The organism is Hydrogenophaga sp. PML113 (assembly GCF_001777155.1).
Lineage (GTDB): Bacteria > Pseudomonadota > Gammaproteobacteria > Burkholderiales > Burkholderiaceae_C > Hydrogenophaga > Hydrogenophaga borbori.
Genome location: NZ_MIYM01000004.1, coordinates 308,387 through 331,923, shown reverse-complemented (window position 1 = coordinate 331,923; position 23,537 = coordinate 308,387). Strand labels below are relative to the sequence as shown.

Annotated in this window: 20 protein-coding genes, 1 tRNA gene and 1 pseudogene; 11 read left to right on the top strand and 11 right to left on the bottom strand. The window is 71.0% G+C overall.

Annotation, left to right across the window (positions count from 1 at the left end; translation table 11 throughout):
* Positions 1–47 precede the first annotated feature (47 nt).
* Positions 48–530 (top strand): annotated as a pseudogene (locus tag BHU06_RS10015) (transposase); the annotation flags it as partial.
* Positions 531–831: 301 nt separating this feature from the next.
* Here BHU06_RS10015 and BHU06_RS10010 read toward each other — a convergent pair.
* A complete protein-coding gene (locus tag BHU06_RS10010; RefSeq protein WP_139147036.1) occupies positions 832–1,419 on the bottom strand; it encodes a lysozyme inhibitor LprI family protein in 588 nt (195 codons plus the stop codon).
* Between BHU06_RS10010 and BHU06_RS22085 the strand changes: the two genes are divergently transcribed.
* A complete protein-coding gene (locus BHU06_RS22085; protein ID WP_368072910.1) occupies positions 1,390–1,617 on the top strand; it encodes a helix-turn-helix domain-containing protein in 228 nt (75 codons plus the stop codon). The two genes, BHU06_RS10010 and BHU06_RS22085, sit on opposite strands and share 30 nt — an antisense overlap.
* Before the next feature lie 144 nt (positions 1,618–1,761).
* Here the strand turns inward: BHU06_RS22085 and BHU06_RS10005 are convergent.
* Positions 1,762–1,853 (bottom strand) — tRNA-Ser (locus BHU06_RS10005).
* Between the two features lie 100 nt (positions 1,854–1,953).
* On the opposite strand from BHU06_RS10005, the gene BHU06_RS10000 reads away from it, so the two are divergent.
* Complete coding sequence (locus tag BHU06_RS10000; protein ID WP_070399022.1) at positions 1,954–3,378, top strand: HAMP domain-containing sensor histidine kinase; 1,425 nt, start codon at positions 1,954–1,956, stop codon at positions 3,376–3,378.
* 52 nt (positions 3,379–3,430) lie between these two features.
* Here BHU06_RS10000 and BHU06_RS09995 read toward each other — a convergent pair whose 3' ends face one another.
* The 8 genes from BHU06_RS09995 to BHU06_RS09960 all read right to left on the bottom strand — a co-directional run bounded on the left by BHU06_RS09995 (position 3,431) and on the right by BHU06_RS09960 (position 12,513).
* Positions 3,431–4,024, bottom strand: a complete 594-nt coding sequence (locus BHU06_RS09995) for a response regulator transcription factor (protein WP_009517829.1) — start codon at positions 4,022–4,024, stop codon at positions 3,431–3,433.
* Between the two features lie 147 nt (positions 4,025–4,171).
* A complete protein-coding gene (locus BHU06_RS09990) occupies positions 4,172–5,473 on the bottom strand; it encodes a tryptophan--tRNA ligase (RefSeq protein WP_070399021.1) in 1,302 nt (433 codons plus the stop codon).
* A 1-nt stretch (position 5,474) separates the two neighbouring features.
* A complete protein-coding gene (locus BHU06_RS09985) occupies positions 5,475–6,143 on the bottom strand; it encodes a site-2 protease family protein (protein WP_070399020.1) in 669 nt (222 codons plus the stop codon).
* 33 nt (positions 6,144–6,176) lie between these two features.
* Entirely contained in the window at positions 6,177–6,812 is a 636-nt protein-coding gene (locus BHU06_RS09980) for an L-threonylcarbamoyladenylate synthase (protein ID WP_070399019.1), read from the bottom strand.
* 94 nt (positions 6,813–6,906) lie between these two features.
* Positions 6,907–7,815, bottom strand: coding sequence for a DMT family transporter (locus BHU06_RS09975; RefSeq protein WP_070399018.1), 909 nt, complete (start codon positions 7,813–7,815; stop codon positions 6,907–6,909).
* Positions 7,816–7,828: 13 nt separating this feature from the next.
* A complete protein-coding gene (locus BHU06_RS09970; protein ID WP_070399017.1) occupies positions 7,829–8,734 on the bottom strand; it encodes a DMT family transporter in 906 nt (301 codons plus the stop codon).
* Positions 8,734–9,597: a 3',5'-nucleoside bisphosphate phosphatase gene (locus BHU06_RS09965; protein ID WP_070399016.1), complete on the bottom strand. Its 864-nt coding sequence runs from the start codon at positions 9,595–9,597 to the stop codon at positions 8,734–8,736. The genes BHU06_RS09970 and BHU06_RS09965 overlap by 1 nt, the downstream gene beginning before the upstream one ends.
* Positions 9,598–9,639: 42 nt before the next feature.
* Positions 9,640–12,513 carry a phosphoenolpyruvate carboxylase gene (locus BHU06_RS09960; RefSeq protein WP_070399015.1) on the bottom strand — a complete coding sequence of 958 codons (2,874 nt, stop codon included), beginning with the start codon at positions 12,511–12,513 and terminating at the stop codon, positions 9,640–9,642.
* A 148-nt stretch (positions 12,514–12,661) separates the two neighbouring features.
* Between BHU06_RS09960 and hemC the strand changes: the two genes are divergently transcribed.
* From hemC to BHU06_RS09940, 4 genes are read left to right on the top strand one after another with little or no spacing between them, the layout of a single operon-like run.
* Complete coding sequence (hemC, locus tag BHU06_RS09955; protein ID WP_070399014.1) at positions 12,662–13,606, top strand: hydroxymethylbilane synthase; 945 nt, start codon at positions 12,662–12,664, stop codon at positions 13,604–13,606.
* 4 nt (positions 13,607–13,610) lie between these two features.
* Positions 13,611–14,438, top strand: a complete 828-nt coding sequence (locus tag BHU06_RS09950; protein ID WP_254668146.1) for a uroporphyrinogen-III synthase — start codon at positions 13,611–13,613, stop codon at positions 14,436–14,438.
* Positions 14,435–15,592, top strand: coding sequence for a uroporphyrinogen-III C-methyltransferase (locus tag BHU06_RS09945; RefSeq protein ID WP_070399013.1), 1,158 nt, complete (start codon positions 14,435–14,437; stop codon positions 15,590–15,592). Before BHU06_RS09950 ends, BHU06_RS09945 begins: the two co-directional genes overlap by 4 nt.
* A gap of 23 nt (positions 15,593–15,615) precedes the next feature.
* Positions 15,616–16,920 carry a heme biosynthesis protein HemY gene (locus BHU06_RS09940; protein ID WP_070399221.1) on the top strand — a complete coding sequence of 435 codons (1,305 nt, stop codon included), beginning with the start codon at positions 15,616–15,618 and terminating at the stop codon, positions 16,918–16,920.
* A gap of 114 nt (positions 16,921–17,034) precedes the next feature.
* Here the strand turns inward: BHU06_RS09940 and BHU06_RS09935 are convergent, their stop codons facing one another.
* Positions 17,035–19,965 carry an Rne/Rng family ribonuclease gene (locus BHU06_RS09935; protein ID WP_070399012.1) on the bottom strand — a complete coding sequence of 977 codons (2,931 nt, stop codon included), beginning with the start codon at positions 19,963–19,965 and terminating at the stop codon, positions 17,035–17,037.
* Positions 19,966–20,523: 558 nt separating this feature from the next.
* Here BHU06_RS09935 and BHU06_RS09930 point away from each other — a divergent pair.
* From BHU06_RS09930 to BHU06_RS09915, 4 genes are all read left to right on the top strand, one after another.
* Complete coding sequence (locus tag BHU06_RS09930) at positions 20,524–21,498, top strand: RluA family pseudouridine synthase (RefSeq protein WP_070399011.1); 975 nt, start codon at positions 20,524–20,526, stop codon at positions 21,496–21,498.
* A gap of 72 nt (positions 21,499–21,570) precedes the next feature.
* Positions 21,571–21,879 carry an H-NS family nucleoid-associated regulatory protein gene (locus BHU06_RS09925; protein WP_070399010.1) on the top strand — a complete coding sequence of 103 codons (309 nt, stop codon included), beginning with the start codon at positions 21,571–21,573 and terminating at the stop codon, positions 21,877–21,879.
* A gap of 115 nt (positions 21,880–21,994) precedes the next feature.
* A complete protein-coding gene (locus BHU06_RS09920) occupies positions 21,995–22,762 on the top strand; it encodes a metallophosphoesterase (RefSeq protein WP_070399009.1) in 768 nt (255 codons plus the stop codon).
* A 65-nt stretch (positions 22,763–22,827) separates the two neighbouring features.
* Positions 22,828–23,526, top strand: coding sequence for an RNA polymerase sigma factor (locus BHU06_RS09915; RefSeq protein ID WP_070399008.1), 699 nt, complete (start codon positions 22,828–22,830; stop codon positions 23,524–23,526).
* The last annotated feature ends 11 nt before the right edge of the window (positions 23,527–23,537 follow it).

Sequence of the window (23,537 nt, the reverse complement as noted above, 5' to 3'; positions counted from 1 at the left end):
ACGCGCGTTCTTGCGGGCGAAGTGGAACACCTCGACAGCATCCTTACAACTCCTGCCGCAACCGCCACTGCCCGAAGTGCCAATCCAGCGCCGCGCGGCGTTGGCTGCAGGCACGCACCGTCGATCTGCTGCCAGTGGAGTACTACCACGTGGTCTTCACACTGCCAGCGCCCATCGCCGAGATCGCGTACTTCAACAAGGAGGTGGTCTACGGTCTGCTGTTCGATATCGCCGCACAGGCCCTTCTGACCATTGGCGCCGATCCGAAGCACCTGGGCGCTCGACTGGGCGTGACATTGGTGCTGCACACCTGGGGCTCGGCACTTACACATCACCCGCACGTCCACGGCATCGTTCCTGGTGGTGGCGTGGCGCGGGACGGCGAGCACTGGATCACCTGCCGTCGCGGGTTCTTCCTGCCGGTGCGCGTGCTCTCTCGGTTGTTCCGGCGGCGCTTCCTCGAAGCGCTGCAGCAGGCGCATCGCGATGGCCGACTGCAGTTCTTCGGTGAGCACGCTCCACTGGCCGACAACGGAAATCGTTTCTCGTTGCAGAGGAAGAGGGCTCGCTGCGAGATGCCGCGCCACTCGACGATCTCCAAGCGGACGGCATGCGCCACGCTGTCGGCGACGATGTCGGCCAGGGGAAAGGCCCTGCGCGTTGCGATGACAGCCTTCGGGTCGATGCGTTGACCAGCCACGCGCACAGAGATGTCTTGATAGTCGGCGAGATACAGCGCAAAGACTTCCGTTAGCGACTGAATTCCTGTCTCGGACTCAAATGCCCGGAAGTCCTTGCGCGGCTCGAAGATGGTCATGGGCGCCACCTCGGTCAGCCCTTGCTGGCCGAGAGCTGCTTTGCGCGCTCGCTGGTCAGGCGGGACTTGCACCCGACGATGGCCAGTTCCATGGCGGTGCCACCAGCAATGTCGCCTTTCGAGTCGACCTCGATTCGCTCGGCCGAGCAGGTTACATCACGTGTCTTGATCCATTCGCGTTGCTGGTCACGTAGGGCGACTCGCTGTGCGTCGGTCATTGTTGCCCTTGCGGCCTGATAGGCCTCATTGAGCAGTTTGTCGGCGGCTTGGTACTCCTGGGTTGCGATAGCCCCCGCGTCAGGCACAGCGGTTGTCGGGGATACGGGGGTGGCGGGCTCGGGCGAGGGAGCCGTGGCAGATGGCCCATTCTTGGCCGCTGCCTCCGCGGCCAGGACCTTTTCCTGCGCATCACTGATGTAGAGGGCGCTGGCCACGCCGGCCACCACCTCCGTGAAGGTCCGGAAACCTCTGGCTTCGACGCGGGTGGTCGATCCGTCGTCGGAAAGTTGGACGCGGTAGTCCAACCGCAGCCGCGTGATCCGGAGACGGAGAAGCAGTTGGCGCGCGTTCAGGTGGCGTTCGGTGCAACTGTCAGAAAGCATCGACACGACAAGCTCATCACGCAGGAGGAACTGGCGGAGCGAGCCAGCCTGCACGCGAACTACATTGGTTCCGTGGAGCGGGGCGAACGGAATGTTTCGCTGTTCAACATCTGGCGCATCGCCCATGGACTGGGAATGACGGCCGCTGACTTGGTGGCCGATCTACCTACCCCGCGCCGCAAAGGGGCGAAGGCCTAGGTTACGACGGTCCTCTGCGACTGAGGCGGCCAAACTGGGTGCAGAAGTCTCGCCCCGTATCGCGCAGTCACCCCGCCGAATGATGGGTGAAGGGATGGGGAGGGTGGCCGAACTGGCCGAGAACCCTTGAAGGACAACAAGGGGTGGCGGAGAGAGAGGGATTCGAACCCTCGGTACAGGAGAACCTGTACGCCGGATTTCGAATCCGGTGCATTCGACCACTCTGCCATCTCTCCGTGTCGAAGCCCGCGATTCTAGCAGGCGGCGAAACCCCTCCAGGTTCCGCCGCAGCCGCCGTTTCGCCGTGCACAATCGCGCGACCCTTCCGCCGCCGCCATGCTCGTCGACACCCAGCCCGCCACCCACCAGCACGTTCCGGCCGCGCCAGAGGTGCGCGACGCCTGGGTCAATTCCCAGCTCGTGGGGGTGATGATGGACAACCTCGGGTCCACCCTGCTGCTGGGCGGGCTGTCGCTGCCGATCCTGGTCTACCTCATGGCCGGCGAGGTTTCCACCCCGGCCCTGGTGCTCTGGACGGCGGCCATGCTGATCAGCCTGGTGCTCCGTTTTCGACTCATTGGCATCTACCGCCTGCGCTACGACAGCGTGGACGGCCCGCAGCGCCAGGCGTTCATCGAGCGCTACGGCTGGTCCTGGCCCGCCATCGGCCTGCTCTGGGGCGGGCCCGTGGCGCTCAGCTACCTGCAGGCCAGTTTCATTACCCAGTTCATCTGCGCGCTGTTGGTGGTGGGGCAGGGCCTGGTGACGCTGGCCGCCTACAGCGCCTACCGGCCCATCTACCGCTCCTATACCAACGCGCTGTCGCTGTCCGCCCTGATCGGCCTGGTGCTGGCCACCGTCCTCCATTTCGATCGCACCGACCCGCTGCAGACCACGGCCCTGTTCGCGGTGCTGGTGGTCTTCTGGGCCCTGCTGCAGATGGCCGGCGTGCGCCTGCACCAGGTCTACCGGTCCAGCTTCGAGCTGCAGTTCTCCAACCAGGAACTGATCGACTCGCTCACGCTGCAGACGCGCGCTTCGCTGCGCGCCGTGTCCACCAAGAACCGATTCCTGGCCTCGGCCGCGCACGACCTGCGCCAGCCGGTGCACGCGCTCAGCCTGTACGCCGACTGGCTGGCCAGCGAGCCCGAGATGGCGCGCGACATCGCGCCGCGCATCCTGCAGTCCACGCGCGCCATCAACGAGCTGTTCGACTCGCTGTTCGACCTCACGCGCATCGACGCCGGCAACTACAAGGTGCGCCTGCAGCACGTGGAGGTGCACAAGCTGTTCGCCGACATCGCGCTGCAGTTCGAGCCGGTGGCCGCGGGCAAGCAGCTGCGGCTGCGCACGCGGGCCCAGCAGATCACGCTGTGGTCCGACCCGGTGGTGCTGCGCCGCATCCTGGGCAATCTGGTGTCCAACGCGCTGCGCCACACCACGCGCGGCGGCGTGTTGCTGGCGCTGCGCCGCCGCCAGGACATGGTGGTGTTCGAGGTCTGGGACACGGGCGTGGGCATCGCGCGCGAGCACCAGCAGGCCATCTTCCAGGAGTTCTTTCGCGTCTCCCAGCACCAGGGCACCGAGGACAGCCTGGGCCTGGGCCTGACCATCGTCTCCAAGCTGGCCACGCTCATGGGGTACCAACTGGCGCTGCAGTCCGAGGCCAGCCGGGGCAGCGTGTTTCGTGTGATGCTGCCGGCCTATACCCAGCAGGACGACACCGCCGACCCGCAGCCCACGGTGGTGGCACGGGGCTGACAAAACAAAACCGCCGTGTGGACGGCGGTTTTGGCGGGAAGGGGCTCGGTCTTCAGAGGTCCAGCAGGCCAGCGGTGCGGGCCAGGTGGCTGGCCTGGGAGCGGCTCTTCACGTTCAGGCGGCGGAACAGCCGCCACAGGTGCACCTTGACGGTGTGCTCGCTGATCTGCAGCTGCTCGGCGATGTCGCGGTTGGACAGGCCGCGGTCCAGCATCACGAGCAACTGCTTCTGGCGCTTGGACAGCTTGTCGGGGATGGTGGGGGCGTTCTCGTCCTCGACCTCATCGGCCAGGAATTCGCGCAGCACCTTGGCGATCTGGGCCGCGCCAGCGGACTTTTCCACATAGGCGTCGGCGCCAGCCTCGCGGGCCAGGTCTTCGTAATCGGATGAAGGGGATGCCGACAGCACGATCAGCGAGGTGTCGGGCAGCATCTGACGGATCTCGCGCACACCGGAGACGCCGTTGGTGTCGGGCAGTTTCAGGTCAAGACAGACGAGCTCGGGCTCGCCGTGTTCGGCGATGGCCTTGCTCACCGAGGCCAGGCGCTCGAGCTCGACCACCTGGGTCGAGGCGCGCAGGCGGCGCAGCAACATGACCACGGCCTCGCGCATCAGCGGGTGATCGTCAATGACAAAAATACTCATGTCAGGATGCGCAATTCATGATTTGGTTTAACGGCACAGCATATCGGCATATAACCGATTTGGCGATAGCCGGGCGCCCTTCCCCAGGGGCACGCTGAAGGCGGAGGAGGGTTGCGCTATCCGCCTGGGGGCCGATTGTGAACCAATTCAGGTGGCCGATTCGCGCAACTGCAGCAGCGCGGACGTGACGCGCTCCACATCATTGGGCGCAATCAATTGGGGTGCCAAGGCATCGAGCGCGGTCTTTCCCTCGGCTTGCAGCCGGGCCATGGCCTGGGCGGCCTCGCGCGGGGCGGCGAAACCCTGGCTTTGCAGCAGCAACTCGCCTTTGGCGTCGGCGAGCTTGAAATAGAAGAGGCCGTCCTTCTCGCGGTACTGCTTGAAGACCGGCAGGGCCGCCTTGGCGGCCTTGGCCGAGGCACCGGCCCTATCGGCCTGGGCGTCCAGTGGGCGCAGACCCACCGCGTGGCGCAGGCGCTGGGTGAAGGGGGTGGCGGTGGCGCGCGCCTTGGCCGCGCCCATCTTCAGGGTTTTCTCGATGCGCGCGGGGTCCTGGATCAGGTCGTCGTAGACCTCGCGCAGGGGCGCGATCTCGCGGTCCAGCCGCTCGAACAGCAGCTGCTTGGCCTCGCCCCAGGCGATGCCCTCGGCATAGGCCTTGGCCAGGGCAGCGGTTTCCTCCGCGCTGGCGAAGGCCTGGTAGAGCTGGTACAGGGCCGAGCCCTCGGTGGACTTGGGTTCGCCGGGCGCACGCGAGTCGGTGACGATGCCCATGATGAGCTTCCTCAGCTGCTCGCGCGGCACGAACAGCGGGATGGTGTTGTCGTAGCTCTTGCTCATCTTGCGGCCGTCCAGGCCGGGCAGGGTGGCCACCTGTTCCTCGATGACCACTTCGGGCAGCGTGAAGTGCTCGCCATAGAGGTGGTTGAAGCTGGAGGCGATGTCACGCGCCATCTCCAGGTGCTGGACCTGGTCGCGCCCCACGGGCACCTGGTGGGCGTTGAACATCAGGATGTCGGCCGCCATCAGCACCGGGTACATGAACAGGCCGGCGGTCACGCCGTCGTCGGGCTCGGCGCCGGCCGCGGCGTTCTTGTCCAGCGCGGCCTTGTAGGCGTGGGCCCGGTTGAGCAGGCCCTTGCCGGTCACGCAGGTGAGCATCCAGGTGAGTTCGGGAATCTCGGGGATATCGGACTGGCGGTAGAAGGTGACCTTCTCGGGGTCGAGCCCGCAGGCCAGCCAGGTGGCGGCGATCTCCAGCGTGGAGCGCTGCACGCGGGCCGGGTCGCCACTGGTCTTGATGAGCGCGTGGTAGTCGGCCAGGAAGTAGAAGCTCTCGACGCCGGGCAGGCGGCTGGCGCGCACGGTGGGCCGGATGGCACCGACGTAGTTGCCCAGGTGGGGCGTGCCGGACGTGGTGATGCCGGTGAGGACGCGAACGGGATTCATATCAGAGCAGGAGCAGACGGATCGGGGTGAGCAGCCATTCGATGGCGCTGCCGGTGATGTTCATGAGCGGGCGCAGCCAGAGGTTGCCCACGATGCCCGTGACCACCAGCGCCAGCACGATGAAGAAGCCGTAGGGCTCGATGCGCGAGAAGGCGGCGGCCTGCTTCCAGGGCAGCAGGCCGGTGAGGATGCGCCCGCCGTCCAGCGGCGGCAGCGGGAAGAGGTTGAAGGCGAACATCACCAGGTTGACGACGAAGCCGGCGCGGCACATGGCGAGCCAGAAGCGCTCGCTGACACCGATGGACTGCAGCACGTAGAGCAGCAGCAGCCACAGCGCGGCCTGCAGCAGGTTGGAGGCCGGGCCCGCGAGGGCCACCCAGATCATGTCGCGCTTGGGGTTGCGCAGCCGCCCGAAGTTGACCGGCACCGGCTTGGCGTAGCCGAACAGGAAGGTGCCGGCCGTGGCGAAATACAGCAGCAGCGGCATGAGGATGGTGCCCAAGGGGTCGATGTGCTTCATCGGATTGAGCGTGACGCGACCGAGCTGCCAGGCCGTGGGGTCGCCGTAGTGGCGCGCCACGTAGCCGTGCGCCGCCTCGTGCAGGGTGATGGCGAACAGCACCGGGATGGCGTAGAGCGTGACCGTCTGGACGATGAGGGCGATATCCATGCGCGGATTGTCCCAGACGCGGGCGCCGGGGCCTCAGAGCCCCAGCGGGGCCAGCGAGCCCTGGCCCTGGCGCACCACCTCGGGCTCGCCGCCGGTGCCCATGGGCACCAGGTCGAGCACGGTGGTGGGCTCCAGCGCGCAGGCGCCGGCGTCGATCACCGCGTCCACCTCGTGCTGCAGGCGGTCGCGGATGGTCTCGGGGTCGTTCAGCGGGTGTGGCTCGCCGGGCAGGATGAGCGTGGTGGCCAGCAGGGCCGCGCCGTGCTGCTCCAGCAGCTCGCGCAGCGCGCGGTGCTCGGGCACGCGCAGGCCGATGGTCTTGCGCGAGGGGTGGCTGACGCGGCGCGGCACCTCCTTGCTGGCCTCCAGGATGAAGGTGTAGGGCCCAGGCGTGGCGAGCTTGAGCAGGCGGTACTGGCGGTTGTCCACCTTGGCGTAGCTGGCGAGCTCGCTCAGGTCGCGGCACAGCAGGGTGAGGTGGTGCTTGTCGTCCACCTGGCGGATGCGGCGCAGCCGGTCGGCCGCGGCCTTGTCGTCCAGGTGGCAGGCCAGGGCGTAGCTGGAGTCGGTGGGCACGGCGATCACGCCGCCGCGCTGCAGCACGGCCGCCGCCTGCTTGAGCAGGCGCGGCTGCGGGTTGTCGGGGTGGACGCTGAAGAGCTGGGACATGGTTCAGACCACCCGCCGGGCCGCCCCAAGGGCGGTCTGCGCCCCCTCGGGGGGCAGCGAATACACGAAGTGATGGGCGTGGGGGCTCATGTGGTCAGTCCTCCGGCGGGCGGATCGGCAGGTGGCCGCGCGCGGTGCGCCAGCCGCTGAGCGCACCGCACAGCACGATGAGCGCCGTGCCGGCGAGTTCGACCGCCCCCGGCACGTGGCCGAACACGAGCCAGCCGAAGGCCATGGCGAAGGCGATCTGCGAGTACAGGTAGGGCGAGAGCGTGGAGGCCGGGGCGCGCTGGTAGGCCATGATGAGCAGCAGGTGGCCGACGGTGCCCGCGATGCCCACCAGCACGAGCAGGCCCAGGGTGCGCCCGTCGGGGATGGCCTGCCACACCAGGGGCAGCAGGGCGCTGGTGACCAGGGCGCCGACCCAGCCGGTGTAGAAGTGCATGGTCATGGGGTCCTCGGTGCGCGCCATCTTGGCGGTGAGGATCTGGAACCAGGCGCTGAGCAGCACCATGGCCAGCGGCAGCGCGCTGGCCCAGCCGATGTCGCCGCCACCGGGGCGCACCACCAGCAGCACGCCCGCGAAGCCGCCGGCCACCAGCAGCCACTGCCCGGCCGACACGCGCTCGCGCAGCACGGTGGCGCCCATCAGCGTCACGGCCAGCGGCGTGAACATGAGGATGGCGGTGAACTCGCCCACCGGCATCCGCTGCAGCGCCACGAAGCCCATGAGGCTGAGCGAGAGCAGCAGCGCGCCGCGCAACAGCTGAAAGCGCGGGTGGGCGGTGCGCAGCGCGCCGCGGCCCCGGCGCGGCAGCAGCCAGGCCGTCATGGCCACCGCGTGGAACAGGTAGCGGAACCAGATGACCAGCAGCACCGAGACCACCGCGCCCACCAGCTTGACGGTGGTGTCGAGCACCGCGAAACAGGCCGTGGCCGCGATCAGCAAGGCGATGCCCGCGAGGGCGCGGGCGGCGGGGGCGGACGCGGTGAGGGCCGTCATGGTGCGGGCGCGCTCAGGCCTCCGGCGGCTCCACCGGCAGGCGCTGCTCGCGCGCGGTGAGCCAGCTCGCGCTCGCCCCGCAGAGCACGATCAGGCCGATGCCGGCGAGTTCGAGCGCGCCGGGCACATGGCCGTACACCAGCCAGCCGCAGAACATCGCGAAGCCGATCTGGGTGTAGAGGAAGGGCGAGATGGTGGAGGCCGGCGCGCGCTGGAAGGCCAGGATGAGCAGGAAGTGCCCGACCGTGCCCATGAGCCCGATGAGGCAGAGCAGGGCGAGCGTGCGCGCGTCCGGCACGGCCTGCCACACCAGGGGCAGTGCCAGGCTGGCGATCAGGGCGCCGACCCAGCCGGTGTAGAAGTGCATGGTCATCGGGTCCTCGGTGCGCGCCATCTTGGCGGTGAGGATCTGGAACCAGGCATAGAGGAAGACCATTCCCAGCGGGATCAGCGCGGCCCAGCCCAGCACACCGCCGCCCGGGCGCACCACCATCAGCGCCCCGGCGAAGCCGCCCGCCACCAGCAGCCAGCGCAGCGGGGCCACGCGCTCGCCCAGGAACAGGGCGGCCAGCAGCGTCACCGCCAGCGGCGTGACCATCACGATGGCGGTGAACTCGCCCACCGGCATGTACTGCACGGCGACGAAGGACACCAGGCTCACCGACAGCAGCAGCGCGCCGCGCAGCGCCTGGTAGCGGGGGTGCTCGGTGCGCAGCAGCGCGCGCCCGCGCAGCGGCAGCATGACGGCCGTGACCGCCACCGCGTGGAAGGTGTAGCGGAACCACAGCGCCAGCAGCACCGAGACCACCGCGCCCACCACCTTGACGGTGGTGTCGAGCACCGCGAAGCAGGCCGTCGCGGCCACCAGGAAGCCGATGCCGGCCAGGGCCTGACCGGGCCGGGGCGCGGCGGCGCCCATCAACGCACCCGCTCTTCCAGCAGGGTCCACACGGGGGTCACGCTGCCGGGCAGGTCTGGCAGCTGCCCGAGGTCGGTGTGGCTCTCGTCGGGGCTGTGGAAGTCGCTGCCGCGCGAGGCGGCCAGACCGAACTCGGCGCAGAAGCCGGCGTACTTGGCGTACTCGGCCTGGCTGTGGGCGCCGGTGACCACCTCCACCGCCCGGCCCCCGTGCTGCTTGAACTCGGTGAACAGGGCGTATTCCTCGGTGGGGGTGAACTTGTAGCGGCCCGGGTGGGCGACGACGGCGATGCCGCCGGCGCCGGTGATCCAGCCCACGGCATCGCCTAGCGCGGCCCAGCGGTGCGGCACGAAGCCGGGCTTGCCTTCGCTGAGGTAGCGGCGGAAGACCTCGGGGATGTCCTTGCAGACGCCGGTGTCCACCAGGTGGCGCGCGAAGTGCGAGCGCGAGATCAGGTCCGGGTTGCCGACGTAGCGCAGCGCGCCGTCGAAGGCGTCTGGTATGCCGACCTGGGCCAGCCCATCGGCCATTTCGCGGGCCCGCTGCTCGCGCCCGCCGCGCGTGGCGCGCAGGCCGTCGAGCAGGGCCTGGTCGCCCGGGTCCATGCCCAGACCGACGATGTGCACGGTGATGCCGGCGAAGGTGACGGAGATTTCCACGCCGGTGAGGTAGGGCAGGTCCTGGGCGCGCGCGGCGGCCAGGGCGCGCTGCTGGCCGCCGAGTTCGTCGTGGTCGGTGAGGGCCCAGAGCTCGACCCCATTGGCCTTGGCGCGTGCGGCCAGGACCTCGGGCGCCAGCGTGCCATCCGAGACGGTGGAATGGCAGTGCAGGTCGGCGTTGAGCAGGGGGTTCACGCTTGACATTGTAAAAGTGGGGGTATTGGCCGCGCTGTCACCGGGGTCGGCTCAGCCGGTGTTGCGCAGACCCGCCGCGATGCCGTTGATGGCGATGTGGATGCCGCGCTTGGCCCGGCCCTCGTCGTCGGCATTCAGCCTGCCGGCCCGGTGCCGGCGGATCAGCTCGACTTGCAGGTGGTGCAGCGGGTCGATGTAGGGGAAGCGGTGCTCGATGGATCGGCGCAGCGCGACGTTGCCCGCGAGGCGCTCACGCTCGCCGGTGATCAGCGCCAGTGCCTGCGCCGTGCGCTGCCACTCGGCCTCGATGGCCTGGAACACGCGCCGCCGCAGCGCCTTGTCTTCCACCAGCTCGGCGTACAGCGAGGCCAGCGCCAGGTCGCTCTTGGCCAGCACCATGTCCATGTTGGACAACAGGGTGTTGAAGAACGGCCAGTCGCGGTGCATGCGCTTGAGCAGCGCGGCGTTCTTCGGGTCTGCGGCGACGAAGGCCTGCACCGCCGAGCCGAAGCCGTACCAGCCCGGCAGCGTGAGCCGGCACTGGCCCCAGCTGAAGCCCCAGGGAATGGCGCGCAGGTCCTCGATGCGGCCCGTGGCCTTGCGGCTGGCGGGGCGCGAGCCGATGTTGAGCTCGGCGATCTCGCGGATCGGCGTGGCGCTGAAGAAGTAGTCGGCGAAGCGCGGCGTCTCGTAGACCAGCGCGCGGTAGGCCGCCATGCTGGCTTGCGACAGCGCCTCGGCCGCCTTCAGGAACGCGGGCGAGGCGTCCCGCGTGGGCTGCAGCAGCGTGGCCTCCAGCGTGGCGGCCACCAGGGTTTCCAGGTTGCGCCGGCCGATCTCGGGGTTGGCGTACTTGGCGCCGATCACCTCGCCCTGCTCGGTCAGGCGGATCTGGCCGCGCACGGTGCCCGGCGGCTGCGCCAGGATGGCCTGGTAGCTCGGCCCGCCGCCGCGTCCCACGGTGCCGCCGCGGCCATGGAACATCCTCAGGTTGATGGGCCGAACGGGGCCCCCACGCTTCCCCGTTGCGCGTGGTCCGCTGCCCCCCGGGGGGGCTGATTCGCCTTGGGGCGGCCCGGCGGCGAATGCTTCCTTCCCTGCGTTGAGCTCGTCGAACAACGCCACCAGGGCCGTCTCGGCCTGGTAGAGCGACCAGTTGCTGGTGAAGATGCCGCCGTCCTTGTTGCTGTCCGAGTAGCCCAGCATCACGTCCTGCTCGCCGTAGCCGTCGGCCGCGCCGCGCTGCACCATGGCCCGCACGCCGGGCAGGGCGTAGTAGTCGCGCAGGATGGGCGCGGCGTTGCGCAGGTCTTCGATCGTTTCGAACAGCGGCACCACGATCAGGTCCGCCTGCGCGCCGTCGTTCAGCGTGCCGTGCAGCAGCCCGGCCTCTTTCTGCAGCACCAGCACTTCGAGCAGGTCGCTCACGGTTTCGGTGTGGCTGATGATGGCGTGGCGGATGGCCTGCGGGCCGAAGCGCTCGCGGCCGCGCCGCGCCGCCTCGAAGATGGCGAGTTCGCTGCGCGTGTGCTCGCTGTAGGCGGTGCCGGGCACGCGCAGCGGGCGCACGTCGTCGAGCGCGCGCAGCAGCACGGCGCGCTTGGCGGCCTCGTCGAGCGCGGCGTAGCCGGGCGCCAGGCGCGCGGCGGCCAGCAGCTCGGCCACGGCGAGCTCGTGCTGGTCGGAGCTTTGCCGCAGGTCGATGGTGGCGAGGTGAAAGCCGAACACCTCCACCGCGCGGATCAGGCCGCTCAGTCGCATGTCCACCAGGGCTTCGCCGTGGTGGGCGCGCAGCGAAGCCTCGATGGTGCGCAGATCGGCCAGGAAGTCGGCCGCGCTGGCGTATGGGTCCTGCGGCGCCACGGCGTGGCGCGCGGCCTCGGCGCCGGTGAGCGCGGTGAGCGTGGCCGCCAGCCGCGCGTAGATGCCGGTGAGCGCGCGGCGGTAGGGCTCGTCCTGGCGGTGCGCGTTGGTGTCGGGCGAGCGCGCGGCCAGGGCCTGCATGGCCTCGCTGGCGCCCACCAGCATGCCGGACATGGACAGCTCGCCGCCCAGCAGGTGCACCTGGGTGAGGTGGTGGCGCAAGGCCACCTCGGCCTGGCGCTGCAGGGCCAGCTCCAGCGTGCCGGCGGTGACGTTGGGGTTGCCGTCGCGGTCGCCGCCGATCCACTGGCCCATGCGCAGGAAGGGCGCCACGGGGCGGCCCAGGCCGGCCTCCAGCTCGGCGTACAGGCGCGGGATCTCGGGCAGGAAGGTGCTCTCGTAGTAGCTCAACGCGTTCTCGATCTCGTCGGCCACGCTGAGCTTGGTGAAGCGCAGCAGCCGCGTCTGCCAGAGCTGGGTGACGCGCGCGCGCAGTTGCGCGTCGATGGCCGCCTGCTCGCGCGGCGTGGCCTCGTCGCGCGCCGCCAGCAGCCGCGCGATGGCGCGCTCGGCGTCCAGGATGCTCTTGCGCTGCACCTCGGTGGGGTGGGCGGTGAGCACCGGCGAGAGGTGGGCGCTGGCCAGCGTGCGCGCCACCTGGGCGGGCGCGACACCGGCCTCGCGCAGGCGCCCCAGCGCGAACGCCAGGCTGCCGGTCTGCGAGCGTTCGCCCGCGCGTTCGTGCACGGCGCGGCGGCGGATGTGGTGGCGGTCCTCGGCAAGGTTGGCGAGGTGGCTGAAGTAGGTGAAGGCGCGGATCACGCTCACCGTCTGGTCGGCGCTGAGCGACTTGAGCAGCTTCTTCAGCGACTTGTCGGCCGAGCGGTCGTCGTCGCGGCGGAAAGCCACCGAGAGCTGGCGGATGCGCTCGATGAGTTCGAAGGCGTCCTTGCCTTCCTGCTCGCGGATCACGTCGCCCAGGATGCGGCCGAGCAGGCGGATGTCGAGGATGAGGGGTTGGTCCTTGTCGCGTCGGGCGGCGCCCGCGGTGGATCGGCTCATGGCGGGAGGGGCCTTGACGGAAGGCTTACCAAGTGTGGGGGAGGGGGCATGCTAGCATCGCCCGCGCCCTGTTCCGGTTCCGAAACGGGTACCGAATTCCCCGTGTTCCGCGCTCCGTCAGCCGGGTGTCCGTCCTTCGAGTTTGCCCATGTCTTCGCCCCCGGCCATCACCATCGCCACGCGCGAAAGCCGCCTCGCCCTGTGGCAGGCCCGGCACGTGCAGTCCCTGCTCGAAGCGCGCGGTCACGCGGTCACGCTGCTGGGCATGACCACCCTGGGCGACCAGATCCTCGACCGCACGCTGTCCAAGGTGGGTGGCAAGGGCCTGTTCGTGAAAGAGCTAGAGCACGCGCTCGCCGACGGCCGCGCCGACATCGCCGTGCACTCGCTCAAGGACGTGCCCATGGAGCTGCCCGAGGGCTTCGCCCTGGCCTGCGTGATGGAGCGCGAGGACCCGCGCGACGCCTGGGTGTCGCCGCACGCGGCGGGCCTGGCCGATCTGCCCCAGGGCGCGGTGGTGGGCACCTCCAGCCTGCGCCGTGTCGTGCTGCTGCGCGAGGCGCTGGCCACCCTGGGCCGCGCCGACGTGCGCATCGAGCCCCTGCGCGGCAACCTCGACACGCGCCTGCGCAAGCTCGATGAGGGCCAGTACCAGGGCATCGTGCTCGCCGCCGCCGGGCTCAAGCGCCTGGGCCTCGGCGATCGCATCCGCGCTGTTTTCGAGCCCACGCAATCGCTGCCGGCGGCGGGGCAGGGTGCGCTCGGCATCGAGGTGCGCGCCGACCGCGCCGACCTGATCGAGGCGCTGCGCCCGCTGGCGCACCAGGCCACCTGGCTGCGCGTGGCGGCCGAGCGCGCCGTCTCGCGCGCCATGGGTGGCAGCTGTTCCATGCCGCTGGCCGCGCACGCCGAATGGGTGGGCGAGCGCCTGTGGCTGCGCACCGCCTGGGGCGAGCCCGAGGGCGCCACCACCCTGGTGCGCGCCGAGGACACCGCCTCGGTGGCCAGCCTGGAAGAAGCCGAGGCCCTGGGCGCGCGCGTCGCCGCCGCCTTGCGCGCCGCCGGCGCGCACGCCCCGCACGGGGAGGCCTGAGGCCTTGGCCGCCGCTGCCGCGCACGCCATCGAACGGGTGATCGTCACGCGTCCCGAACCCGAGGCCGGGCGCTGGGTGGCGTCGCTGCGCGAGCGCGGCTGGCCCGCCGAGGCCTGGCCGCTGTTGCGCATCGCCGAGCCGTCCGAAGGCCCCGCGCTGGAGCGCTTGCGCACCTGGCGCGCGGCCTGGCCGAAGCAGGACGCGCTGATGTTCGTCAGCAGCGCCGCCGCGCAGCGCTTCTTCGCCGAGCCCGTGGCGCCGCCGAACGCGCACACGCGCTTCTGGGCGCCCGGCCCCGGCACCGCGCGCGCGCTGGCCCAGGCGCTGTGGCCGCTGGGCGTGGGCGAGGACCGCATCGACACGCCCCCGCCGGCGGCCGAGCAGTTTGACTCCGAGCACCTGTGGCCCGTGGTGCGCGCCCAGCTGGCGCCGGGCCGGCGCGTGCTGGTGGTGCGCGGCACCAGCGGCGCCGCCGAGGGCGACCCGTCGGGCCAGGGCCGCGACTGGCTCATCGAACAGTGCCGCGCGGCCGGTGCCGAGGTCGAGGCCTGCGTGGCCTACCGGCGCGAGCGCCTGCCGCCTGGCGAGGCCGATCGCGAGCGCCTGCGCGCCGCCAGCGGCGCCGCCACCGTGTGGCTGTTCAGCAGCAGCGAGGCGGTGCAGGCCCTGCAGGGCCACTGGCCCGCCGGCGCGCGCGCGGTCGCCCTGGCCACACACCCGCGCATCGCCGAGGCGGCGCGGGCCCTGGGTTTCACCCGGGTGATCCGGTGCCGTCCTACATTGGCCGACGTGGGGCGCGGCCTAGAATCCTGGGCATCTGCCTCGCCATGAACGCACCCGACAACGATCCCGCGCCCGTGGCGGCCCCCGCGCCCAGCGCCCCTTCCCCCACCAGTCCTGCGCCCGAGGCGCCGCGGCGTGCGGGCGTGGGCCTGACCCTGCTGGCCCTGCTGGTGGCCGCCGCCGCGCTGGTCATGGCCGGCATGATGTGGCAGCGCCTGAACCTCACGCAGGCCGAGCTCGCGCGGCGCGCGCACGACGCCGAGCTGCAGGTGGTGGAGGCCCGCACGGTCGCTTCGCAGGCCGAGGCGCAGGTGCAGGAACTGCAGGCGCGCCTGGGCGTGGCCGAGGTGCGCCTGTCCGAGGTCAGCCTGCAGCGCAGCCAGCTCGAGGAGCTGATGCTTTCGCTGTCGCGCTCGCGCGACGACAACCTCATCCAGGACCTCGAGGCCTCGCTGCGCCTGGCGCTGCAGCAGGCCCAGCTCACCGGCAGCGCACAGCCCCTGGTGTCGGCCCTGCAGGCGGCCGACCAGCGCATCCAGCGCGCCGCGCAGCCGCGCCTGAACCCGGTGCAGCGCGCCATCGCGCGCGACGTCGACCGCATCCGCGCCGCCGCACTCGCCGACATCCCCAACCTGGCCTTGCAGATCGACGAACTGGTGCGCCAGGTCGATGGCTGGCCGACGCTCAACGCCGTGGGCGTGGAGCGCGCCGCGCCGCGCAAGCCGCGCCGGCCCGCGCCGCAGGCGGGCGCGCCCGCCGCGGCACCCGACACGCCCGCCGCCGAGGGGGACCCGGCCGCCGACGCCTCGCCCTGGCAGCGCTTCGCCGAGCGCTGGAACCGCTGGTGGCGTGAGGCCTTCGGGCAGGTCGTCCAGGGCTCGCGCGATCTCGTGCACGTGAGCCGCATCGACCACCCCGACGCCGCGCTGCTCGCGCCCGAGCAGGCCTTCTTCCTGCGCGAGAACATCAAGCTCAAGCTGCTCAACGCGCGCCTGGCCCTGCTGGCGCGCCAGATGAGCGCCGCGCGCGCCGACGTGGTGGCCGTCGAAGGCCTGCTGCAGCACTACTTCGACACCAGCGCGCCGGCCGTGGCCAGCGCGCTCGGCGGCCTGGGCCGCCTGCGCCGCGACCTGGTGGCACAGGACCTGCCGCGCCCCGACGACACGCTCGCGGCGCTGGCCGCGGCCGCCGGAGGCCGCTGATGCGGGCGCGGCAGCGGGGCGCCATGCGCAGTGTGTTCTGGCTGCTCGGCCTGGCGGCCCTGGCCGTGGCCCTGGCCATGCTGATGGGCGACAACCGCGGCACCGTCACGCTGTTCTGGCCGCCCTGGCGCTTCGACGTGTCCTTCAACCTCGTGCTGTTCGTGCTGGTGGGGGGCTTTGTGCTGCTGTACGCCGCGCTGCGCGCGCTGGCCCTGCTGCGCGAGTTGCCGCTGCAGGCGCGGCGCTGGCGCAGCCAGCAGATGGAACGTGCGGTGGTGGGCTGGGTGCTGGACGCGCTGTCCAACCAGCTGGCGGGGCGCTTCGTGCGCGCGCAGTCGGCGGCGCAGAACGCGCTCGACCACCTCAACGGCAGCACCAGCGCCGACTGGCCGCGCCGAGAGCAACTGCGCGCCCTGGCCCACCTGCTGGCGGCCGAGAGCGCGCACTCCCTGCAGAACCGCGCGCAGCGCGACGAGCACCTGCAATCCGCGCTGAATCCCGCCATGGCGCGCCACTCGCCCGAGGTGCTGGAGGGCGCCTTGCTGCGCGCCACGCGCTGGGCGGTGGAAGACCGCGACGCCAGCGCCGCGCGCGCGCGCCTGGCCGAGCTGCCGCAGGGCGCGCAGCGCCGCGTGCAGGCCCTGCGCCTGAAACTGCGCGTGGCGCGCCTGGGCGACGCCACCGGCGAGGCGCTGGAAACCGCCCGCCTGCTCGCCAAGCACCGCGCCTTCTCGCCCGAGGCCGCGCGCAGCCTGCTGCTGGGCCTGGCCCTGGACGCGCTGCGCGGCGCGCACGACCTGACCCAGCTGCAGCGGGTATGGGACGGCCTGGACGCCGCCGAACGCGCCATGCCCGAGCTGGCGCTGGCGGCGGCCGACCGCGCGCACGCGCTGTCGCGGCTGGACGAGGACGAGGGCGCCGACGAAAGCCGCGAGGACATGCGCCGCGAGGACGTCGCCATGCGCGTGCGGGGCTGGCTGGCGCCCCTGTGGGACGATTTCGGCGCACTCGACGAGCGCCACCAGGCCCGCCTCGCGCTCGCGCTGGAGCCGGACCTGGCGCAACTCGACGCCGCCGGCCTGGCGCGCCTGGAGCTGCTGCAACGCCAGTGGCCGCAGAACCCCCACCTGCAGTACCTGGCGGGCCAGGCCTGCCTGCACCGCCAGCTGTGGGGCAAGGCCGCGCAACTGCTGGGGCTGGCGCGCAGCGGGCTGCGCGACGCCACGCTGCGCCGGCGCACCTGGCGTTCGCTGGCGCGGCTGGCCGAGGAGCGGGGCGACACCGAGGCCGCGCAAGAGGCCTGGCGGCAGGCCGCGCAGATCGACTGACGCCGTCGCCGTAGGGCGGACCCAGGGCGAAGCCGCCAACAAAAAGGCCAGCGCGTACGCTGGCCTTTTGTTTCCGGGACCACCCCGCGGCGCCAGTGGCGCCGCGCCGGCCGGTCAGCGCTGCTCGAAGGGCAGCGTCATGTCGCGCAGGTCCTTGCGGGTCTCGACCAGCACCAGCGGGCCTTCGTCCACAACCACCGGCGGCTTGGGCTCGCGCGGCGCGTGGATGGGGGCGGGCTCGGCGGCGATGGCGGCCTGCACCTGGGCGACCTTCTCGGCGTCGGAGTTGACCCATTCCAGGCCGCTGGAGGCGGCCACGGCGCGCAGTTCGTCGACGCCGAGCTGGTAGGCCTGCACCTTGGGCATGCCACGCGGCGCGTCGGCCGGGGCCGGCGCGGGTGCGACGGCGAGCGGGGCGGCGGCCACCGGCGCGGCGGCGCGCGGGGCGCTCTCCGCCACCGGTGCGGGGGTGGGAGCGGGCGCGTTCACCGGGGCGGCCACGGGCGCGGCGGGCAGGGTGAAGTAGCTGCGCACCGGCGGCGTGTCCTCGGTGGCCTCGCCTTCCATGGCCATGGGCACGGTGTCGCCGGCTTCGGCGGGCGCCTCGGCGGCGGTTTCCTCGCGCGGGCCGCGTTCGCGGCGGTCGCGGCCGTAGCGGTCGCGGGTGCGGCGCTCGCGCGGCGCGCGCTGGGCGTTGTCGTCGCCTTGCTCCGGGCTGGCGGCGACGGCGTCGGCGGAAGCGGCGGCTTCCTCGTCACCGCGCGGCGCATCCAGGCCCTCGGGGCGGCGGCGCTGTTCGCCTTCGCGGCCCTCGCGACCGTCACCACGTCCGCGGCCACGGCGCGGCTCGCGGCGGTTCGGCGCGTCGGCGTTGTCGGCCGTGTCGGTGGACGGCACGGCGTTGGCGTTCAGCTCGGCGGTCTCGGCGGCGGGTGCGTCGCGGCGCTCGCCCCGGCGTTCGCGGCGCTCGTTCTGGCCGCGGGCGCCTTCGCCGCGCCCTTCGCGGTTGTCGGCGCGGCCTTCGCCGCGGTTGTCCTGGCGGCCCTCACCGCGGCGGCTCTCGCCGTTGCGGCCACCGGCCGGGCGCTGGCCCTCGGCCGCCTGCGCCTCGCGCGGCTGGCCGTCGCGCTGGCCACGGCCTTCGCGGTTGTCGCGGCCTTCGGCGCGGCCCTCACGGCCTTCGCCGCCACGGCCACCGCGGTTGCCACGGCCCCGACCGCCGTCACGGCCGGCATCGCGGCGGCCATCGCCCCGGCCAGCGTCCTTGGCGGCGGGGGTGGTGGCCGGCGCCGGCGCGGGGGTGGCGGCGGGCGCGCCACCAAAGAGGCCCTTGAGCCAGCCGAAGAAGCCTTTTTCGGCCGGCGCGGCGGCCGGTACGGGCGCGGCCACGGCCACCGGGGCCGCGGGGGCGGGTGCCGGCTTGGGCACGGCCACGGGCGCCGGCGCATCGGGCAGCACGCCCTTGATGACCGGTTCCTGCTTGTTGGTGCGTTCCTGGCTGCGGCGCGTGAAGCTGGCCACGTCGTCCACCTCCTCGGCCAGCTTGTAGCTGGAGTCGAGGTTGTCCAGGCGCGGGTCGTCGTGCTTGAGGCGCTCGAGCTTGTAGTTGGGCGTGTCGAGCGACTTGTTGGGCACCAGCAGCACGTTGATGCGCTGCTTGAGTTCGATCTTGGTGATCTCGGTGCGCTTTTCGTTGAGCAGGAAGCTCGCCACCTCGACCGGCACCTGCACGAGCACGGCGGCCGTGCTGTCCTTGAGCGACTCTTCCTGGATCACGCGCAGGATCTGCAGCGCCGAGGATTCGGTGTCGCGGATGTGGCCGGAGCCGCCGCAGCGCGGGCAGGGGATGGAGGCGCCCTCGCTGAGCATGGGCTTCAAGCGCTGGCGGCTCATTTCGAGCAGGCCGAACTTGCTGATGGAGCCGAACTGCACGCGCGCGCGGTCCTGGCGCAGCGCGTCGCGCAGGCGGTTTTCCACCTCGCGCCGGTTCTTGCTCTCCTCCATGTCGATGAAATCGATCACGATCAGGCCGCCGAGGTCGCGCAGGCGGGCCTGGCGCGCCACCTCGTCGGCGGCCTCCAGGTTGGTGCGTGTGGCGGTTTCTTCGATGTCGCCGCCCTTGATGGCGCGCGCCGAGTTCACGTCCACGGCCACCAGGGCCTCGGTCTGGTCGATCACGATGGCGCCGCCGCTGGGCAGCTGCACGATGCGGCTGTAGGCGGTCTCGATCTGGTGCTCGATCTGGAAGCGGCTGAACAGCGGCGCGTCGTCGCGGTAGCGCTTCACGCGGTGCCCGTGCTCGGGCATCACGTGGCTCATGAACTGGTGCGCCTGCTCGTAGATGTCATCGGTGTCGATGAGGATCTCGCCGATGTCGCTGTTGAAGTAGTCGCGGATGGCGCGGATCACCAGGCTCGATTCCTGGTAGATCAGGAAGGCGCCCTTGCCGGCCCCGGCGGCGCCGTCGATGGCGGTCCAGAGCTTGAGCAGGTAGTTCAGGTCCCACTGCAGCTCGGCGGCGTCGCGGCCGATGCCGGCCGTGCGCGCGATGATGCTCATGCCGTTGGGGTACTCGAGCTGGTCGAGCGCGGCCTTGAGTTCGGCGCGCTCTTCACCTTCGATGCGGCGCGAGACCCCACCGCCGCGCGGGTTGTTGGGCATCAGCACCACGTAGCGGCCGGCCAGGCTGATGAAGGTGGTGAGGGCCGCGCCCTTGTTGCCACGCTCCTCTTTCTCGACCTGGACGATGAGCTCCTGGCCTTCCTTGATCACGTCCTGGATGCGCGCCTGCGAGGGCGAGACGTTGCCCTGGAAGAACTGGCGGGCGATTTCCTTGAACGGCAGGAAGCCGTGGCGGTCTTCGCCGTAGTCGACGAAGCAGGCCTCCAGCGAGGGCTCGACGCGGGTGACGACGGCCTTGTAGATGTTGCCCTTGCGCTGTTCGCGCCCCTCGATCTCGATTTCGTAGTCGAGCAGTTTCTGCCCGTCCACGATCGCCAGCCGGCGCTCTTCGGCCTGCGTGGCGTTGATCAGCATGCGTTTCATGGTGCGTTTCCCTTCGTTGGCACACGGCGGCGCTCGGGCTGATCTGCCCGGGCCGCCCGCAAGGCCGGGAAGCCGCACACGCAACGAACGTAGGAGGAATTGCCGGAGAGCCGTGACCGGGCACGGTGCGCGCGCGCTCGGGCGCTGCGACAGGGTGCCGGGTCGGGCATGGGCGCGTGGAGCCGAGGGCAGGGCCGCTAGGGGCCGACGGCTGTCGGTGACAGCGTCGGGCCTCGGTGGCTGCTGGGTCGTCTCCTCGTCCAGGCCGTTGCTGTCGGGGCCTGGGCGATTGGGGTATTCCGTTGTCGGTTCGCTGTGGGTCTGCGGATTCCACCGCGGCGTCCTCCGGCACGGGGGCCGACCGGGATGCGCGAAGCGGCATCGGGGTCTGGCGCGAGGGCCGGGTGCCGCGGCTGGCCACCTTCGCCCGCCGGGCTCCCGGCATCCGGGTCGGCCACTGTGGTGTTCGCTGCCTTAAACTCAAGGCAAATCAAACACTTACAGCACACAACGGGCGTCGCGCATTATAGACACGTCCCCCGCGTCCGTGGTGGATACATGAAAGCCCCGATAGACACCCCGCCCGCCGTCCGCCATCTCACCGTCGACGAGGAATCCGACGGCCAGCGGCTGGACAACTTCCTCATGCGCCACCTCAAGGGCGTGCCCAAGACCCACATCTACCGGGTCATCCGTTCCGGCGAGGTGCGCCGCAACAAGGCGCGCACCAGCGCCGACGAGCGCGTGGCGGCCGGCGACGTGCTGCGCATCCCGCCCATTCGGCTGTCCGCGCGCATCGAGGAAAAGGCCGAACGGCCGGCCCCGGCGCGCGAATTCCCGGTGGTGCACGAAGACGAGGGATTGCTCGCGATCGACAAGCCGGCGGGGGTGGCCGTGCACGGCGGCAGCGGCGTCAGTTTCGGCGTCATCGAGCAATTGCGACAATCGCGGCCGACCGCCCGTCTGCTCGAATTGGTGCACCGGCTGGACCGCGAAACCAGCGGTCTGTTGCTCATTGCGAAAAAGAAGAGCGTGCTGAAGGCCTTGCAAGACCAGTTTCGCGAACGGGAAACCGGCAAGACCTATCTGGCACTGGTGCTGGGCGATTGGCCGGCGGCGCGCAAGGTGATCGACGTGCCGCTGCACAAGTACCTGCTGGCCGACGGCGAGCGGCGCGTGCGCGTGACCTCGGCCGACGATCCCGATGGCATGCGGGCGATCACTCTCGTTAAAGTGGCGCGCCGCTGGGCTTCCTCGCCCGGCGGGGGCGGGCCGCTGAGCCTGCTGGAGGTGACCATCAAGACCGGGCGCACGCACCAGATCCGCGTGCACCTGGCGAGCGCCGGCCACCCGATCGCCGGCGACGACAAATACGGCGATTTCGAACGCAACCGGGAATTGGCGCGGCATGGCCTCAAACGCATGTTCCTGCACGCCTGGCGCCTGCGCCTGACCCATCCGCAAAGTCAATCTCCTTTGCAATTGCAAACGGAATTGCCGAACGAACTGCAAGGCTTCGTCGATTCGCTGTGAAAACCGAATAGAATTCGCGGCGCATCGCATCGATGCCCCGATTCATTTCACAGAGCGACAAGGATTACCGGTATGGCAACGTATTCCGAACTGATGGCCCAGGCGCAATCGCTGATGGCGCAGGCCGAGCAGGCCCGCAAGGACGAACTGTCCAATGTGATCGCCGACATCAAGGCCAAGATGAAGCAGTACGGCATCAGCGTGGCCGATCTGGGCGGCGCCAGCGCGGGCGGGCGCAAGGCGGCCAAGTCCAAGTCGGGCGCGGCGCCCAAGTACCGTGGCCCCAACGGCGAACTCTGGGCCGGCGGCCCGGGCCGCAAGCCGCAGTGGGTGCGCGACGCGCTCGCCGCTGGCAAGGATCTGGACGCGTACAAGATCTGACCCCACCGCCCCTGTTCGACAAAAACCCGCCATCCGGCGGGTTTTTTCTTTTCACCAGACTGGCGGCACCCGATCAGCCGCCGCGCGCCGCCAAGGCCGGTGAAAGGGCCATCGCATGAAACTGCACGTGCTGTCGGATCTGCACCTGGGCGTCCAGGGCATGGCGCCGCCGCCCACCGAGGCCGACGCGGTGGTATTGGCGGGCGACATCGCGCGGCCCCGGGAGGCGGTGGCCTGGGCCCTGGGCCTGGGCAAGCCGGTGCTCTACGTGCCGGGCAACCACGAGTTCTACGGCTCCAGCCTGCCCGAGGTAAGGGACGAGCTGCGGCGCCTGTGCGAAGGCACGCCGGTGCACCTGTTGGACGGCGACGCGGTGATCCTGCAGGGCGTGCGCTTCCTGGGCACCACGCTCTGGACCGATTTCCGACTTCAGGGCGAGGGGGAGCGTGAGGCCGAGGCCATGGCCGAGGCACAGCGTTTCATGCGCGACTTCAGCCGCATCCGCCGGGACGCGCCGCCCTCGGACGCCGTGCTGGCGCCGCGGGATACGGCCGATCTGTTCGCTGTCCAGTCGCGCTGGCTGGACGGGGCGCTGTCGGTGCCACACCCGGGGCCGACCGTGGTGATCACGCACCATGCGCCCTCGCCGCGCAGCATCCACCCGCGCTTCGCCGGCTCGGCCCTGAACGCCTGCTTCGTGTCCGACGCCGAGCACCTGGTGGACGGCCGGCGCGCGCAACTGTGGATTCATGGCCACACGCACGACAGCTTCGATTACCCCTTGCATGGCACGCGTGTGCTGTGCAACCCGCGCGGCTATGCCCGTGACGGCGTGAATGAGAACGCCGCCTTCGATGCGGCGCTGGTGGTCGAGGTGGCCTGACGCCACCGCCCGGCGGCGGCGGGAACGGCGCCGCCGGGCCGGCCATCCAATGGGCGGAGGTTCTTATGCACAGCACCCAAGGCGGCACGCCCGTGCCGGCCGATGAGCAGCCGGCGGACGCCGCAGACAACACGCTGGCGGCGCGCGCCGCCCACGGTGACGAGGCCGCCTTCGAGACCATCATGCGACGCCACAACCGACTGCTCTTTCGCACGGCCCGCAGCATCCTGAAGAACGACGAGGAGGCACAGGACGTGCTGCAGGACGCCTACCTGCGCGCCTGGCGCGCGCTGGGCGGCTTTCGCGCCGACGCCAGGCTGTCGACCTGGCTGGCGCGCATCGTGATCAACGAAGCCCTGGGGCGGCTGCGCCGGCGCGAGGTGCCGGTGATTCCGCTCGACGCTGCGATGGCGTCCCTCGAGCCCGACATGCAGCGCTGGCTGAGCGACGACGTGGACCGCCAGCCGGACCGCCTTGCCATGCGCGAGCAGATCCGCCGGCTGATGGAGGCGCGCATCGACGGGCTGCCCGAGGCTTTTCGCAGCGTCTTCGTGCTGCGCGGCGTGGAAGAGCTGAGCGTGGAGGAGGTGGCGCAGGCGCTGGACATTCCCGAGGCCACGGTGCGCACGCGCTTCTTCCGCGCGCGCAGCCTCTTGCGCGAAGGGCTCTCGCGCGATGTGGACATGGCCATCGCCGACGCCTTCTCGTTCGACGGCGAGCGCTGCGACCGCATCGTGGCCCGCGTGCTCCAGCGCCTGAGCTGAGGCCGCCTCCC

Bases quoted from the DNA above. Each gene is read 5' to 3' on its own strand.
- BHU06_RS09940 (WP_070399221.1), top strand. From the start codon at position 15,616: ATGCGCAGTGTGTTCTGGCTGCTCGGCCTGGCGGCCCTGGCCGTGGCC.
- BHU06_RS09915 (WP_070399008.1), top strand. From the start codon at position 22,828: ATGCACAGCACCCAAGGCGGCACGCCCGTGCCGGCCGATGAGCAGCCG.
- BHU06_RS09945 (WP_070399013.1), top strand. From the start codon at position 14,435: ATGAACGCACCCGACAACGATCCCGCGCCCGTGGCGGCCCCCGCGCCC.
- BHU06_RS09935 (WP_070399012.1), bottom strand. From the start codon at position 19,965: ATGAAACGCATGCTGATCAACGCCACGCAGGCCGAAGAGCGCCGGCTG.
- BHU06_RS10010 (WP_139147036.1), bottom strand. From the start codon at position 1,419: ATGCTTTCTGACAGTTGCACCGAACGCCACCTGAACGCGCGCCAACTG.
- BHU06_RS09970 (WP_070399017.1), bottom strand. From the start codon at position 8,734: ATGGGCGCCGCCGCGCCCCGGCCCGGTCAGGCCCTGGCCGGCATCGGC.
- BHU06_RS09960 (WP_070399015.1), bottom strand. From the start codon at position 12,513: ATGAGCCGATCCACCGCGGGCGCCGCCCGACGCGACAAGGACCAACCC.
- BHU06_RS09930 (WP_070399011.1), top strand. From the start codon at position 20,524: ATGAAAGCCCCGATAGACACCCCGCCCGCCGTCCGCCATCTCACCGTC.
- BHU06_RS09925 (WP_070399010.1), top strand. From the start codon at position 21,571: ATGGCAACGTATTCCGAACTGATGGCCCAGGCGCAATCGCTGATGGCG.
- BHU06_RS09985 (WP_070399020.1), bottom strand. From the start codon at position 6,143: ATGGATATCGCCCTCATCGTCCAGACGGTCACGCTCTACGCCATCCCG.
- BHU06_RS09995 (WP_009517829.1), bottom strand. From the start codon at position 4,024: ATGAGTATTTTTGTCATTGACGATCACCCGCTGATGCGCGAGGCCGTG.
- BHU06_RS09990 (WP_070399021.1), bottom strand. From the start codon at position 5,473: ATGAATCCCGTTCGCGTCCTCACCGGCATCACCACGTCCGGCACGCCC.
- BHU06_RS09920 (WP_070399009.1), top strand. From the start codon at position 21,995: ATGAAACTGCACGTGCTGTCGGATCTGCACCTGGGCGTCCAGGGCATG.
- BHU06_RS09980 (WP_070399019.1), bottom strand. From the start codon at position 6,812: ATGTCCCAGCTCTTCAGCGTCCACCCCGACAACCCGCAGCCGCGCCTG.
- BHU06_RS09975 (WP_070399018.1), bottom strand. From the start codon at position 7,815: ATGACGGCCCTCACCGCGTCCGCCCCCGCCGCCCGCGCCCTCGCGGGC.
- BHU06_RS10000 (WP_070399022.1), top strand. From the start codon at position 1,954: ATGCTCGTCGACACCCAGCCCGCCACCCACCAGCACGTTCCGGCCGCG.
- hemC (WP_070399014.1), top strand. From the start codon at position 12,662: ATGTCTTCGCCCCCGGCCATCACCATCGCCACGCGCGAAAGCCGCCTC.
- BHU06_RS09965 (WP_070399016.1), bottom strand. From the start codon at position 9,597: ATGTCAAGCGTGAACCCCCTGCTCAACGCCGACCTGCACTGCCATTCC.